At 69.5% G+C, this 14,844-nt stretch carries 12 protein-coding genes; 7 read left to right on the top strand and 5 right to left on the bottom strand.

All coding sequences use genetic code 11. The annotated features are described in order from the left end of the window. Positions 1-6: 6 nt before the first annotated feature. Positions 7-621, top strand: coding sequence for a PaaI family thioesterase (locus RT2_RS13105; RefSeq protein WP_072845224.1), 615 nt, complete (start codon positions 7-9; stop codon positions 619-621). Positions 622-667: 46 nt separating this feature from the next. On the opposite strand, the gene RT2_RS13100 is transcribed toward RT2_RS13105, so the two are convergent. Further along, positions 668-1,036: a SpoIIAA family protein gene (locus RT2_RS13100; protein WP_072845317.1), complete on the bottom strand. Its 369-nt coding sequence runs from the start codon at positions 1,034-1,036 to the stop codon at positions 668-670. Positions 1,037-1,137: 101 nt separating this feature from the next. Between RT2_RS13100 and RT2_RS13095 the strand changes: the two genes are divergently transcribed. The 3 genes from RT2_RS13095 (at position 1,138) to RT2_RS13085 (ending at position 3,624) form a co-directional block, all read left to right on the top strand. Beyond that, the gene (locus RT2_RS13095; RefSeq protein ID WP_072845223.1) at positions 1,138-1,755 is read left to right on the top strand and encodes a PaaI family thioesterase; all 618 of its coding nucleotides are present in this window, start codon (positions 1,138-1,140) and stop codon (positions 1,753-1,755) included. A gap of 110 nt (positions 1,756-1,865) precedes the next feature. Further along, positions 1,866-3,353 carry a GMC family oxidoreductase gene (locus RT2_RS13090; RefSeq protein WP_072845222.1) on the top strand — a complete coding sequence of 496 codons (1,488 nt, stop codon included), beginning with the start codon at positions 1,866-1,868 and terminating at the stop codon, positions 3,351-3,353. A gap of 88 nt (positions 3,354-3,441) precedes the next feature. Then, positions 3,442-3,624 carry a hypothetical protein gene (locus tag RT2_RS13085; protein WP_174556709.1) on the top strand — a complete coding sequence of 61 codons (183 nt, stop codon included), beginning with the start codon at positions 3,442-3,444 and terminating at the stop codon, positions 3,622-3,624. Here RT2_RS13085 and lplAB read toward each other — a convergent pair. Together lplAB and RT2_RS13075 are read right to left on the bottom strand one after the other, a co-directional pair. Then, entirely contained in the window at positions 3,609-4,658 is a 1,050-nt protein-coding gene (lplAB, locus tag RT2_RS13080; protein WP_072845221.1) for a lipoate-protein ligase LplAB, read from the bottom strand. The genes RT2_RS13085 and lplAB overlap by 16 nt on opposite strands. Before the next feature lie 71 nt (positions 4,659-4,729). Next, on the bottom strand, positions 4,730-5,503 hold the full coding sequence (locus tag RT2_RS13075; protein ID WP_072845220.1) for a class I SAM-dependent methyltransferase: 774 nt from the start codon (positions 5,501-5,503) through the stop codon (positions 4,730-4,732). Between the two features lie 218 nt (positions 5,504-5,721). Here RT2_RS13075 and RT2_RS13070 point away from each other — a divergent pair, with 218 nt between their 5' ends. The 3 genes from RT2_RS13070 to RT2_RS13060 all read left to right on the top strand — a co-directional run bounded on the left by RT2_RS13070 (position 5,722) and on the right by RT2_RS13060 (position 10,741). Further along, on the top strand, positions 5,722-7,539 hold the full coding sequence (locus tag RT2_RS13070; RefSeq protein WP_072845219.1) for a multicopper oxidase family protein: 1,818 nt from the start codon (positions 5,722-5,724) through the stop codon (positions 7,537-7,539). A 114-nt stretch (positions 7,540-7,653) separates the two neighbouring features. Next, positions 7,654-9,213 carry an HNH endonuclease signature motif containing protein gene (locus tag RT2_RS13065; protein WP_083577361.1) on the top strand — a complete coding sequence of 520 codons (1,560 nt, stop codon included), beginning with the start codon at positions 7,654-7,656 and terminating at the stop codon, positions 9,211-9,213. Positions 9,214-9,751: 538 nt separating this feature from the next. Then, on the top strand, positions 9,752-10,741 hold the full coding sequence (locus RT2_RS13060; RefSeq protein WP_072845218.1) for a rod shape-determining protein: 990 nt from the start codon (positions 9,752-9,754) through the stop codon (positions 10,739-10,741). On the opposite strand, the gene RT2_RS13055 is transcribed toward RT2_RS13060, so the two are convergent. Then, a complete protein-coding gene (locus RT2_RS13055) occupies positions 10,742-13,576 on the bottom strand; it encodes an FtsW/RodA/SpoVE family cell cycle protein (RefSeq protein WP_072845217.1) in 2,835 nt (944 codons plus the stop codon). Between the two features lie 23 nt (positions 13,577-13,599). Next, the gene (locus tag RT2_RS13050; protein WP_245709281.1) at positions 13,600-14,517 is read right to left on the bottom strand and encodes a hypothetical protein; all 918 of its coding nucleotides are present in this window, start codon (positions 14,515-14,517) and stop codon (positions 13,600-13,602) included. Between the last annotated feature and the right edge of the window lie 327 nt (positions 14,518-14,844).

Here is a 14,844-nt window from a genome sequence, read left to right as displayed (position 1 = left end):
GCCCATGTGACGTCCATCCCCGACTACGTCGACCTCGACGAGTTCGACCGGCAGAAGGCCCTGTACGGCCCGTTCACCGACACGGTGCGTGAGTTGGTCGACGCGACGATCCGCACCGAGGTCGACGACGAGGTGATCCGCGAGGTGCAGGCCACGATCGCGGCCGCGACCGCGAAGTTGCGTGCCAGGCAACTCGACGGCGCGTTCGGGAGGAGGTTCACCCCGACGGGCCAGTCGGTCATGTGGGGCAACGCCGGCGTCGGGTTGCGCAATGCGATCGCGCCACCGCTGGTCTTCGAGTCCGACGAGTCCGGCCGCCACTGGACCGACGTCAACCTGGGTGCCGCGTACGAGGGCCCGCCGGGGCTGGTGCACGGCGGCGTCTGCGCGTTGGTGCTCGACCACCTGCTCGGGGTCACCGCCAGCAAGGGCACGCGGCGCTTCACCGGGACCCTGACGCTGCGCTATCTCCGGGGCACTCCCCTGGGTCCGGTCCACGCCACCGCGACGATCGTCGGCGTCGACGGGCGCAAGGCGACCGTCCGCGGCACGTTGTCCGACCCCGACGGCGTCACCGTCGAGGCGGAGGGCATCTTCATCAGCCCGGCCGCCCCGAACTAGCGTCGCGGAAGCGGCGGTGCGGGCGTCGTGCGCGAATCCCTCCCCGTCACTTCCCCTGCGAGACCCACTCGATCGCCGCCAGCTCGTCGGCAAGCGCGAAAGACCGCACCTCACAGGGCATCAGGAAGCTGATCAGGTGAATCGCCTTGCCGATCCACTCGTGATCGGTGACCAGTCCGATGCGGCCCCAGCTGCGCCGGGGCCGGCTCTCGAGTTCGGCGTCCTGCCAGAGCGCGCCCGCGGTGTAACGGCTCAGGTCGTCGCCCAGGACGTAGACGAGATTGACCTTCTCGTCGGCGGCGATCTTCGCGTCGATCGCCGGGTCGAGGACGTCGCGGTAGTCCTGTGCGGTGACGGTGCCGGTCGCCCGAAACCCCAGGGTGCCGTCAGGCAGGTTCTCGATGGCTTCGATCATGAGTCCACCGTGGCACACCGCGACGTCCCATGTGTCGTGGAGCACAGCATGTCGTGAATCGAATCCTCCCGGCAGCCGACACGATCCTTCACGATCACAGGGTGAAGTTCACCCGAGAAGACATCGACAGCTCAGAACTCGACCGGCGCCGGGCGCTGTACGGCCCGCTCACCGAGGCGGTCCGCGAGCTCGTCGACGCCACCATCCGCACCGAGGTCGACGAGTCCGTCATCCGCGAGGTGCATGCGGAGGTCGCCGCCGCGGCGGCGAAGCTGCGCGCCAAGCAGCTCGACGGCGCGTTCGGCCTGCGGTTCACCACCGGCGGCGAGTCGTTCGCGTGGGGCAACGCCGGGATCGGGCTGCGCAACGCGCTCGCTCCCCCGCTCAGCGTCGAGTCCGACGCCTCCGGACTGCACTGGACGGAGGTGACACTCGGCGCACCGTACGAAGGACCGCCGGGGCTGGTGCACGGCGGGATCTGCGCGCTGGTGCTCGACCACCTGCTCGGCACCACCGCCAGTTCGATCGAACCGCGGTTCACTGGCACGCTGACCCTGCGGTACCGCCGCGGCACCCCGCTGGGCCGGCTGCGCGCCGAGGCCCGCATCACCCGCAACGAGGGTCGCAAAACCGTTGTCAACGGGACACTCTCGGACGCGGGCGGCGTGACCGTCGAGGCCGAGGGCATCTTCATCGGCCCGGCGACGGCGACGGCGTAGCGGAGTCGATGCACGAACACGTCCCGGTGACCCCGATCACAAGGCACCCAGTAATGTGACCGAGTCACGCAATGTGAGGCGATGGGCGAGCGAGTCGAGACAGGGTGGCAATGGACGCGGATGTGATCGTCGTAGGCGGGGGCACCAGCGGTGCGGTGCTGGCAGCACGGCTGTCCGAGGACCCGGATCGGCGCGTGCTGCTTCTGGAGCAGGGCCCGGACGATTCGGCGTACGACGACTCCGTCCTGCTGCCCACCTCGGCGGGGGACGTCTGGGCCGGAACGCCTTTCGCTCGGGCGTTCCCGATGCAGGCCGGGCACACCACGGTCCAGATGGTGCGCGGGCGTGTCCTGGGCGGCACCTCGGCCGTGAACTACCTCGCCACGATGCGCGGCCAGCCGGCCGACTACGACGGATGGGCCGCGCGGGGGCTCGACGGGTGGAGCTGGCCCGACATCCTCGCGACGTTCCGGGCCATGGAGAACGACCTGGACTGCGGCGCATCCGAGCTGCACGGCTCCGACGGGCCACTCGTCGTACGCCGCTCCACCCCCGACCAACAGACCGAATCCCAGCGGGCGTTCCTCGCAGGACTGCGGGCTCTCGACGTGCCGTGGGCCGACGACGTCAACGACCCTCGGCAGCTCCCGGGCGTCGGGATCTTCCCGCTGACGGTGTCCGGGGACGGCGAACGGCTGACCGTGAGCCAGGCGTACCTGACCCGCGAAGTCCGGTCGCGACCGAACCTGACCGTCGAGACCGGGGTTACCGTGGACAGGGTCGTCGTCGAGGAGGGGCGGGCGAGAAGTGTCCTCACCGCCGAGGGCCGGGAACTGTCCGCCGGCGAGATCGTCGTCAGCTCCGGCGCAACCGGTTCACCCGCACTACTGCAGCGGTCGGGCATCGGCCCGAGGGATCTGCTCGACGGCCTCGGTATCCCCGTCGTCGCCGACATCCCTGGCGTCGGGGCGAACCTCCAGGACCACCTCGGGTTCCCCCTTCTCTACCACCACGAGGGCGGCAGGCCGCTGCGCGGCGGTCCGGTCCAGCCGGTGTGGGTGGGCCGTACGCCGCAGTCGGACACCATCGACTTCCACGTTCTGAACCTGCCGATCGGCGAACCGACCGCCGACGGCGCGTACTTCTCGGTCGTCCCGTACCTGCTCGATGTCACCGGGCGGGGCACGGTCCGGATCTCGTCGGTCGATCCTGACGCCGAACCGGATGTGGTGATGCCGGCGCTGACCGCGCACGACCTGGAACGCCTCGACTGGATCCTCGGTCGCATCGCCGCACTGGAGTCGACCGGGCCGTTCTCGGAGCTCGGCGCCACCCGCGTCCAACCGATCACCGACCTGAGCGTCGAAGGCGCAGCGGCCGGCCTGGTCGACGGAGGCGTGATCAGCTACGCACACCTGGGCGGTACGTGCGCGATGGGGCCGGACGGAGACCCCAGGGCCGTCCTGGACGCACGCTGCCGCGTCCGCGGGGTCGAGGGCCTGCGGGTCGTGGACGCCTCGGCGATGCCGGTGCTGCCTGCGGGCAACACCTACCTTGGCTGCGTGATGATGGCCGAACGTGCCGCGCAACTGATCTGAGGTACGGCAAGTTCTGAGCCGGTCACGGTCTCGGCGCGGTCCGTAGTTTCTCGCGGATAACATCAGGGAGGCCGGCCGATTCAGCCTGATGGTGCAGCACGCCGAACCCACCGTCCGGTACGTGAGCGTGGAGGGGCCGGCCACCCGGATCACTGCGGTGACCGACGAGATGAACCGCGAGATGGCTGCCCGCTATCTCCCGGCGGACACCGCCGACGCCGGCTTTTCCCTGACTGTCGTTGCCCGAGAACGTGGTCACGGCACGCGGTAGGTCCACTCCGGGGTACGGAACTTGGAGTCGACCGACTCGCGTGCCGCGGCCAGTTCGGCGTCGGTGTACGTGCTGTCCCGGGTGTCGTAGCGGGCCCGGAAGTGCGCGAGGAACGCGGCGATGATGGCGTCGCGCGCCATGCCGGTCTGCGAGCGCATCGGGTCGACCCGCTTGCCGGAACTGGTGATTCCCTTGTCGGAGATCTTCTCCCGACCGATGCGCAGCACCTCGGTCATCTTGTCGGCGTCGATGTCGTACGCCATCGTCACGTGGTGCAGCACCGCGCCGGCGGCGAAGCGCTTCTGCGCGGCCCCGGCGATCTTGCCCTTGTCGGAGGCGATGTCGTTGAGCGGCACGTACCGCGCGTCGATGCCGACGTCGGCGAGCGCACCCATCACCCACCGGTCGAGGAACTCGTACGACTGCTCGAAACTCAGGCCGTCGACCAGCGAGGTGGGCACCGACAGCGAGTAGGTGATGCAGTTGCCGGGCTCCATGAACATCGCGCCGCCGCCGGAGATGCGCCGAACGATGCCGATGCCGTGCCGGGCGGCGGCCTCCTCGTCGACCTCGTTGCGCACCGACTGGAAGGAGCCGAGCACCACCAGCGGCGCGTCCCAGTCCCAGAACCGCAGCGTCGGCCCGCGGTCGCCGGCGGCCACCTCACGGGTGATCACCTCGTCGAGCGCGACGTGCATCGCCGGGTCCAGCACCACCGGCTCGATCACCTCGAAGGTGTGGTCGTGCCAGCTCGTCGCGTGGCCGAGGGCGCGGCGGATCGCGATGCCGACGGACTCCGGGGTGAAGCCGATCATCGACACCTCGTCGCCGAGCACCCCGGAGATCGCCTGTCCGAGCTTCGCGGCGTCGGCGGTGGCAGACATCCCGACGACCGCTGCGACGATGTCGTCGAGCGCCTCGTCCGGCTCGAGGAAGAAGTCACCGGAGAGCGACACCCGCGACAGGCGCCCGTCGTCCACCTCGACATCGACCGCCACGAGCTTGCCACCGGGAACCTTGTACTCACCACGCACGAGGTGAAGCGTATAACGGCCCGGGGCGCCGCCGGGGCCGCCGATACGGGGCTCGCTTGGCCCTCCCCCGGTCACCGCGACTGCGGGACCGTCGCCCGGGCATACCAGGCGCGGGCGTCGAGTGAGAACGCCCCCGACGGGAGCGCCGCTCGGCACGCCTCGCGCACGCTCACACGCCGCCCACTCGTAAGGGACTGCAGGTACTGGCCCGCGGGACCGACCGCGAAGGTGAACGGCTCCCAGAAGTCGTCGAAGCCGGCGTAGTTCGCCCGGGCCGTGAGGGCACCGCCGACCACGTCGGTCAGCCCGGCACGGCGAAAGCGCTCCGCAATGTCGCCCTCCGCGGTGCCAACCATCGCGGATTCGCCGACCACCTCGGCGTCGGCCTCCCGCACCGCGGTCCAGAACAGACGCAGCATCGTCATGCCGCCGGTGGCGGTGTCCCACATGCAAGCGGCGACGGTGCCACCCGGCCGAGTCACCCGCGCCATCTCGCGCACACCCCGGTCGGGATCACTCATGAACCCGAGCACGAGGCAGGACAGGGCGGCGTCGAATTCTCCGCTGGCCCAGGGCAACTGCTCGGCGACACCTTCGCGGACGTCGGCACCGGGGTTGCGCTCCCGACAGGCCGCCACGAACTGCGGCGCCGGATCGATCGCGGCGACGTTCGCGGCGCCAACCCGCGCGACGAGTTCCCGGGCGAGGCCGCCGGGCCCGCAGCCGACATCGCACACCCGGCTGCCCGGCGACACATCGGCCGCGTCGACGAGCGCGGCCGCGAGGGTCGGTGTGTAGCGCCCCATGAAGCGGTCGTACTGCTCGGCCGGTGCGGCGAACTGCATGGATCCAATCAAGCGGACGGAGACGGACGCGTCAAGACCCCGCCGTCACGGAACCTCGGCCGTCATGGAACCGCAGTGTCATCCCCAGGGTCTCGGTGCGGACCTGCGCTACGGCTCACCCTGGTTGCGCCCAACGGCGGCGTGTCATGTCGACGGGTCGGGTAACGTCCGCACGAGTTGGATCCCAGGACGTCGTCACGCGACCAAGGAGTTCGACGATGCAACTCTCACGACGCGGATTCTTCGGTATGGCCGGCTCGATCGCCGCACTCGGCTGGCTGGGTGCACCGTCGGCCTCCGCCGGACCGGGTGCGCCGGTGCCACCGCCGCCGGTCCCGATCCCGGACCTGCCGCCGCCGACCGGCCCGAGTCCGCTGAACTTCTCGTCGCCACCGCTACGCCGGTTCGTCACCGACCTGCCACGCCTACCGACCGCCGCGGCATCCGGAACGCTCACCGAGCAGTCCGGCATCCACACGTACCACCCGGATCTGCCGGCGACGACGGTCCTCGGCTACCACGACGGCATCCTCGGCCCCACGCTCGAGGCCCACCGCGGCACGCCGACGACGGTGTCGTTCGCCAACTCGATCGACGTCAATCCACTCGGCTATGCCGTCGACCTGACGATGCACGGCGCCACCGAGGAGGATCGGACGAATCCGCGGACGACAGTGCATCTGCACGGCGCGCCGAGCCGTCCGGACTCGGACGGGCACCCGTTGATCGCGTGGCGGCGTGGCGGCGTGCAGACCAACCGCTACGCCAACGACCAGGAGGCCGCGACTCTCTGGTATCACGATCACGCTATGGCGAACACCCGCCTGAACGTGCAGGCCGGGCTCGCCGGGTTCTATCTGCTGCGCGACGAGTTCGACACCGGGCGCGCCGACAACCCGCTCGGGCTGCCCGCCGGGGAGTTCGAGGTGCCGATCGTGGTGCAGGACCGCATGTTCAATGCCGACGGAACGCTGCAGCCGCGGCTGGCCCGCTACCAGCCGAGCGGCTACAACCAGGGCGGCCAGTTCGGCGACGTCGCCGTGGTCAACGGAGTCGCATGGCCACGGATGACGGTGCGGCGCACGCTGTATCGGCTGCGGCTCCTGCAGGGCTCGAACTCGCGCACCTACCGGTTCGGGTTCTCGAACGGAATGCGGTTCACGGTGATCGGCGGCGACCAGGGCCTGCTCGACGAGTCCGTCGACACCGACCACATCGTCATGACCTCCGGGGAGCGCGCCGACCTGCTGGTGGACTTCGCGGCGCTCGCGCCGGGCGAGTCGGTGACACTCGTCAACACCGCGCTCAACAGTTCCGGCAACGCCGTGCTCGCGGTCCCGGCACTGCCCGAGATCATGCGGTTCGACGCGGATCAGGCTGCGGCCACACCGGTCCGGGCGCCGGCGCGACTGCGCGGCGGGCCTGGACTCCCCCCGGCGATCGCGCCCGCCACCACCGACAGCGTCACCCGCACCCGGGTCATGACGTTCCTGGCGCGGTTCGACCTGGACCGGACGGCCGCGGTGCTGCCGTTGATGGGGTCGATCAACAACCTGCCGTTCCTCACCGACGACATCGACGTCGCCCGGGCCGGGACGACCGAGATCTGGCACATCGTCAACACATTTCCGTTCGAGCATCCGGTCCACCTGCACCTGGCCCGGTTCCGGGTTCTCGGCCGGCAGAAGCTGTGGACGGCCGGCTACATGGCCGCCTCACCCCCGCCACTCGAGCACGACGTCCGCTGGGCGCCGGACCCGTCCCCGTTCCTCATCGGGGAGCAGGCGCCACCGGCCGCGTGGGAGGCGGGCTGGAAGGACACCACGCTCGTCGAGTCCGACGCGGTGCTGACCATCCTCGTGCACTGGCCCTCGGTCGACGACCTCGGCTTCGACCCGGACGCGCCGATCCCGGTCCCGGCCGACGCAGCGAGTGAGCATGGCACCCACCAGGAAGTCCGCGGATACACGTGGCACTGTCACAACCTCGAACACCAGGACCACGACATGATGCAGCAGATCCGGGTGCGCGGGTAGGCCCCCGCCACCTGCCCGACGAATCAGCGACCCGCCGCCTCGTCGAACTGCGCCCCAGTACCCGGCTGCCAGCTCACGCAGCTACATGTCGGTACCCCTCGATACAATTCGCACATGGATTCGAGCAACGGATTCGGCGAACTCGGGACGGTGTCCGAGCACCTGACCGCACTCGACGCCGCCGTCGCCGGACTGCTCGACGACCAGCTTTCGCAACTGTCCGACGCCGATGTCACGGCGACCCTGCAGCGGATCGAGACCTCCCTCCGCAAAGCATCGACCGTCGGGCACCGCCTCGTCGTCGAATCGGTCGAACGAGGCCTGCCCGGCAAGTACGACTGCAAGTCGATCAACAACTTTCTGATCAAATCCCTGCGACTCTCGGTCGGCGACGCCTCTCGCCGGGTGACGGCGGCCCGGAAGGTGGGCACCTGGCACAACCTGGGCGGCGACCCCTTGCCTGCCGATCTGCCCGCCACCGCTGCCGCGCAACGGGACGGGGCCGTCGGACCGGACCACGTGGACGCGATTCGACAGGTGCTGCGAAAGGTCCCCCGGGCCGTCGAGGTCGAGAAGGTGGACGCGGCCGAGCGCGTACTTGCCGAGCTTGCCCGCTTGTCCACCCCTGACGCCGTCGCCGCCGCCGGCCAGCAGTTGCTGGGCTACCTCAACCCGGACGGCAGCCTCACCGACGACCGAGACCGCAAGCGGCAACGTAATTTCCGGATTGGCAGGCAGAACGCGGATCTCATGACGCCGGTATCCGGGTTGCTCGACCCCGAGGCACGCGCGTTGCTCGAGCCGCTGCTCGCGAAGTACGCCCGGCCCGGGATGAACAACCCGGACGACCCCACCTCCCCTACCGGCGACGCCGATTCTCCGACGACGAAACGCGACACCCTCGTGAAGGCCGCCGGCCGCGACACCCGCACCGCGGGGCAACGCAACCACGACGCGCTCAAGGCCGGCCTGCGCCACGTGCTCGGCTCCGGGATCCTCGGCAGCCACCGGGGACTCCCGGTCACCGCAATCATCACCATGACCCTGAAGCAACTCGAGGAGGCAACCGGGGTCGCCACCACCGCGTCCGGTGGGATGCTTCCGATCCGGGATGCGCTCCGCATGGCAGAGTTTGCACACCCCGTGCTGTGCATTTTCGACCACAGCGGCCGCCCGCTGCACCTGGGTAGGAACAAACGCCTCGCCAGCGCCGATCAACGCCTCGCGTTGATTGCCGCATCGCGCGGTTGCACCCGCCCGGGCTGCGATGCGCCGGCGAGCATGACCGCCGTCCACCACGTCAAGGGCTGGAAGAGCAACCACACGAAGGGACCGGATGATGGCGGCGCCACCGACATCGAGAACCTCGACCTGGCATGCGACCCGTGCCACGCCCTCATCCACGACGGACCCGGCGGCTGGCAGACGGCCAACACACCGGATGGCGGAAGGTACCGCGGCCGCACCCACTGGATCGCGCCGCCCCACATCGACCCGGACCGGAGTCCGCGGGTCAACCACCGGCACCACCTCGACGAACTGCTCGCCAAGGCGCTCGCACGTTCACGCGCCCGCAGGGAGGCCGAACTGAAGGGCCGGCGCCGATCCCGGAGAGCCGGTCCCAGGATCGACCGAGACGACGGCACCTCGCCCAATGATGACGGCGTCCCTTGAGCGTGCCACCAACCAGGCACTGACGAACTGCACTGCGACCGTTCGAGTTTTGCACGCCTACCAACCACCGAGCTGGTGAGCTGCGGCCCCCTCGAAGTGCGCCGTGCCCGCAGCCAGGTCGCGCAGCGCGCCCGCACAGTCCCCAGTGACAAATCTTCGGCTGCTCAGCGGTACCGAGGTGTCAGAGCGTTGACGGTGACAGGTTCGGCATCTCGCGGACAACGTCCTTGGCGCGCAGCCTGGAGGACATGCCGCTATCACTGGATGAGCGTCAACAGTTCCTCGCGCAGCCGCATGTCGCCGCACTTTCGTGGCGGCCCCTGGCCACGGTCCACTGACCGTACCCACCGTATCGGTGATCGACACCACCAACACCGTCACCATACCCACCGGGCTTCCCCACTGGTCGGTCATGATCACTGCAACGTGTTGCGCAAAAAGGGGTTACGGCAACTTTGGCGGCACGGATGCCTTCCGAATGACGCCGCCGCTCCGTACCATCGATATCGTCTCGCTGAAATCCCTTTCGGAGGCCGACGTGAGTGGACTCGGTATCGATCTCGGAACTGCCAACACTGTCGTCGGGACCCCCGAGGACGGCATCGTCTTGAACGAGCCATCGTTCATGCTCGTTCGAACCAAGGATCCCAACAGGGCTCTGGCGATCGGCACGGACGCGCGGAACCTCGTCGGCCGCGCTCCGATCGGAATCACACCGGTTCGTCCGATTCGCGACGGGGTGATCGTGGATCTGGAGTCGGCCGGGACATTCGTCACGGCCGTCATCAAGCGCGCCGCCCCGGCCAGGCGATACGGCCTACGGCCGAGGGGCGTCATCGCGGTTTCCGCGGGCGCCACCCCGCTCGAGCGTCGCGCATTGCTCGAGGTCGGACACGAGGCTGGTCTGCGCAAGGTCGCTCTGATACCGGAGCCGGTAGCGGGTGCACTCGGCTGCGGGATCAACCCGCTCGAACCGCGCGCCCACCTCGTCGTCGATTTCGGTGGCGGCACTTCGGAGATCACCGCGTTCTGTTTCGGTGGCATTCTCTCCCACCGCAGTTGCCGACTCGCGGGGGATGAACTCACCGACGCGCTGCACCACTATCTACGGACAGAGCACAAAACCATCGTCGGCGAGATCACCGCCGAGCGGGCGAAGCTGGGCGCGCCCGACACTGCCGAAGGACAGTCGCTCGTTGTAGAGGGCCGCGACGCCGTGACCGGCCGTGCCCGTCTGGTCACCCTCGAGATCGAGGAAATCGTCGATGCCTTGCGGCCGACCACGACGAGCATCGTCCAGACACTGACCGCGTGTCTGGAGGACCTTCCCCCGCAGGCGATCGGTGACGTGATGTCGGAAGGGCTGCTCGCGATCGGCGGCGGGTCGATGTTGCGTGGTCTGTCGCAACTGCTCGAACAGTCCTTCGGGTTCCCGGTGAAGACTGCCGAGCGCCCACTCACCTGCGTGGCCGAAGGCGCTACGGCATGTTTGGATCACCCCGAAGTGCTTGCCGCGTACGGCAGCTGATCACCGCGTCGGCACCACGCCGGGCGGTCGCGGGAAGTAACGCTCGAGGAGTTTCTTCACCACGGGCCCCGCAGTTGCCGACCCGAAGCCGCCTCCGCGGACCAACACCGACACGACGATTTCCGGAGCGTCGATCGGCGCCACGGCGGAGAACCATGCATTGAGACCTTCCCCCGGCGCCGAAGGATCCTCGGCGGTTCCGGTCTTGGCGCCGGCCGGCACCGGCAGGTCGGCGAGTTGACCGGCCGTGCCGGCCGACGCGGAGGCCCGCATCCCCGCTCGCACGGGTCCGAGTCGCTCCGCGAAGGGCAGCAGTACCGGTGCCGCCGTCGGAATCGGTACGGTGTCCGTCGTCCCGTACGCAGCCGCGAGCTGGGGCGTCACCACCGCGCCCGTGGCGATGCCCGACGTCCATCGCGCCACCTGCAGCGGGGTCGCGCTGACGGTGCCCTGACCGATGCCCATCAGCAGCGTCGATCCGGGATACCAGGTGGCCCCGATACTTCCGACGTTCTCGGGCGTCCCCAGGAATCCCTCGGCCTCGCCGGGCAGGTCGATCCCGGATCGTCGGCCGACTCCGAGTTGCCCCGCGACGTCCGCCATCTTCTCGGGGCCGAGGAGTTCGCCGAGCTTGTAGAAGTAGACGTTGTCGGACCACTGGATTGCCTGGAGCAGGTTGTGCGGGCCCATCGGTTTCCAGTTCCGGAAGGTGTGGCTGCCGTAGGTGTAGGACGCACCGGTGTCGATCACGGTCTCCGGCGCCAGCACCGGGTACTGGGTGTTCGCCGCCGCGACCACGATTTTGAAGGTCGAGCCGGGCGGTACCGCGGTCTGGGTTGCGTTGTTCACCAACCGACTCGGCCCAGGGGCCTGGGCCTGGTCCGCCAGCGCGACGAGGTCGGCCGGGGGCCCGTACACGTTGTTGTCGGCGCCAGGGACACTGGCAAGCGCCAGAACGGCGCCGGTGCGGGCGTCCATCACGACCGCGGCACCGAGGTCGCCCTTGCTGGTGCGCACCGCCTCCGCGAGCGCGTCGGTGGCCAGGATGTGCATGCCGAGGTCGAGGTGCAGTCGCAGGTCGTGACCCCGCATCGGGTCCACCCGCTCACCCGTCGCAACCGGACGCCCGGAGGGACTGACGTAGATGCACTGCTTGCCGTCGCTGCCGCGGAGCAGCGCGTCGTACTGCTTCTCGAGCCCCGCCTTGCCGACCCGTGAACCGAGCGCGAGGTGCGGCCAGCGTTCCATGTCGTCGGGGTCGGCGACACCGACGTGCCCGAGGACGGAGCCGAGCACGGCGCCGTGCGGGTAATGCCTGCGACCGGACGGCACCACGAGGACCCCGGGCAGTCGGGCGTCCACGATGCGTCGGGCCTGATCGGGTGCGATTGTGCCCACGACGACGTTCGACTCCCCTTCGCCACGTCCTCCGATCAGTTCCGTCAACGCGTCCGGAGACGTGGCGAGCAGCGCAGCGAGTCGACTGCGAGCGCCGTCGTCGTTCTCGTCGAACATCTGAGCGACCACCGCAACGGTGTACTCCGCCACGTTCTCCACGAGGGGAATGCCGTTGCGGTCGAGGATGAGTCCTCGCTCGGCAGGCAGGCGAATACAGCGCATGATCTGCTGGTCGCTCATCGCCCGGAACTCCGCACCCCGATTGTGCTGCAACTGCCACGCGAACACAGACATCGCGACAAGGGACGCGGTCAGCGTGAGGGCGCCTGCAGACAGGCCGCGAGGACGACGGCGCCGATGTGGCTCCGACGCCCACAGCGGCCGCGCGACACCGTCTCTCCGCACGGCGAGCACCAGTCCGACGGCGACGAACCCGACGATCGCGGCGGTTCCCCCGTAGCTGAACAGCGGAATCGGCATCCCGGTGTGGGGCAGCAGGGAGAGACTCGCACCGATCGACACCAGCGCGTGGAACCCGAACAGGCCCCCGATGCCTGCCGCGACGAGCGCGGCCTCCCGGGTCCGTGCCGTTCGCGCGGCGAGCGCAGCCCGCCAGACGATGACCGACGTCGCCACCACAACGGCGAGACCGGCGACCAAGCCCCATCCGTACACCAGGCTGGCGAACGCGAGGTCGTGCTCCGATTCGGGAAGGTACTCGGCCCGCACGTCGTACACCGGGTCGCGCGCCAGGCCCCACAATCCGCCGCTGCCGATCGCGATGTTCGCTTGCAACTCGGCCCATCCAACCCCGGCCGTGTCGGCGTCGCTCGACAGAAACACTTGGACGCGCTCGAGCTGATAGGGCCGGAGAAATAGCACCGCGAGGGGCAACGAGACGATCCCCGCTGCCAGCAACGGAATCAGGGGAAGCAGCGGGACCCGGGCGAGGACGAGCATGAAGCCCGCGGTCGCGACGAGGACGACGGCGGTGGACAGGTCGGGTTGCAGTGCGACGAGCGCCACGGGCACGGCGGCGATCGCCAGGGTCGCCAGGAATCGAGCCAGCGTGAACCCCGCCGCGAGCATGCCCGCGGGAACCAGGACGAGCGCGAGCTTGGCAAGCTCGGACGGCTGGATGGTGATCACACCGAAGTCGAGCCAGCGCTGGGCACCCTTGGTCGCGACCCCGGCGAGGGGCACCGCCGCCAACAGGACGGTGGCGACGCCGAGCACCGCCCAGCCGAAGGCACGCAGGTAGCTCATCCGCAGTCGGGCGACCACGCACATGACGACGAGGCCGGCTGCCGCGAACAGTGCGTGGCGAACGGCGGCCGCTGTCATTCCCGTCGCAATCAGATTCAGGAGGCCGAGCACCACGAGGACGACGGCCGCCGTGACGATCCACGGATCGGATTCCCGCTTGCCTCCGGGCATGCGTCCCCCGCTCCCCTGGCCGCTCAACAGACTGCGTTCTCGGAAGGCACCAGCAGCGGCTCGGACGCGGCCGTCGCAGGGGCGCTGGTGATCGCGGCGACAGCGAGCGCGGTGCCAGGCGGCAGGTCCGTCCGCCCGATGCCGTACACCTGATGTGTGCCCGACTGGACGGGCTGGGACACGTCACCGTTGGTCCGCACCTGCCCGGAGCATCGGTCGTACACCGTCAGCGCCCAGGTCACCGCGCCGACACTTGTCGCCGGATCGAGGTGCACGTCGACCCGAATGACGCACGATCCCCCGGCCCGGCACTCGCCGTTGGCCGGTGTGGCGGTGACGAGGGTGATCGGCCCGGCGCTGCCGGGGGCACCGACTTCGACGGGCGCCGGCGCCGTGCCCACCGTGTTCGGGGCCGGGGCGGGTTGATCACCGACGGGTTCCGGTGGTGGCGGCGAGACCGGCCGAATCTGATTCTGTTCCTCCGTTTTCACGGGGTTGAGGACGGTGTCCCAGCCACGCCGTAGCTCCGACCACATCCGCGGAGCCGTCCACACCGCCCCGAGCAGTACCAGGACGATGACGAGACCCAGTACACCCTGGCGCCGCGACAGCCGTCTTCTCCTGCGATGCCACGGACTCCGGGCCGGAGGGAACCAGTGGTCCGGCGCGAGCGACGTTCCGGCAGACATCGGCAGCCGGGTCGACCCGGCGGCCGCCTCGCCCCCGGCCTGCCCGCCGGGCAGGGAACGCCCCCTCGTGGCCGAGACCAGGTCGGCGAGTTGGCGCCGCCTTGTCCGTTCCTCGTCCAGGTCCGACTCGGTCGTGACCGCGTGACGCGCGCGTCTCGTCAGAGCGGCAATATCCGTTGCTCCGGAGATCGATTGGTCCAGCCGATCGGCGAGCACCGGATCGCCGCAGTTCGCCACGATACTGCGCAGCAAACTCGCGGCCGCCTCGTGCTGGTCGTGCCGGGATTCCGTACTCCGGGGGCACTCGATCGTGAGCTGTCCGCTTTCGGAGACCGTCACAGCGTCGCCCCCGAGACCGACCGGGGAACGGCCCTGGCTGCGCGCCATTTCCAGCTGATCGATCGCATCCGTGAGGAGCAGTGTGGCCTGCGCAGACGTCAACGTCGCCGCCGTGAGCAGCCTCGGCAGGGCGACGCCACCACCACCCGACCCGATCGCGACACGGCCGGGCGGAGCAGACCGGGAATCGGTCGGCGCGCCGCATCTCGCATGGAGCCCCGTTACTGCTTCGATCATCCT

It is taken from the genome of Rhodococcus tukisamuensis NBRC 100609 (genome assembly GCF_001894985.1).
In the GTDB taxonomy this organism is placed as follows: domain Bacteria; phylum Actinomycetota; class Actinomycetes; order Mycobacteriales; family Mycobacteriaceae; genus Rhodococcus_G; species Rhodococcus_G tukisamuensis.
The sequence above is the reverse complement of the archived record's forward strand: the minus strand, read 5'-3'. Positions and strand labels throughout refer to the sequence as shown.

Coding starts and splice junctions, on each gene's coding strand:
- RT2_RS13075 (WP_072845220.1), bottom strand. CDS start 5,503: ATGCAGTTCGCCGCACCGGCCGAGCAGTACGACCGCTTCATGGGGCGC.
- RT2_RS13090 (WP_072845222.1), top strand. CDS start 1,866: ATGGACGCGGATGTGATCGTCGTAGGCGGGGGCACCAGCGGTGCGGTG.
- RT2_RS13055 (WP_072845217.1), bottom strand. CDS start 13,576: ATGCCCGGAGGCAAGCGGGAATCCGATCCGTGGATCGTCACGGCGGCC.
- RT2_RS13085 (WP_174556709.1), top strand. CDS start 3,442: ATGGTGCAGCACGCCGAACCCACCGTCCGGTACGTGAGCGTGGAGGGG.
- RT2_RS13070 (WP_072845219.1), top strand. CDS start 5,722: ATGCAACTCTCACGACGCGGATTCTTCGGTATGGCCGGCTCGATCGCC.
- RT2_RS13065 (WP_083577361.1), top strand. CDS start 7,654: ATGGATTCGAGCAACGGATTCGGCGAACTCGGGACGGTGTCCGAGCAC.
- RT2_RS13100 (WP_072845317.1), bottom strand. CDS start 1,036: ATGATCGAAGCCATCGAGAACCTGCCTGACGGCACCCTGGGGTTTCGG.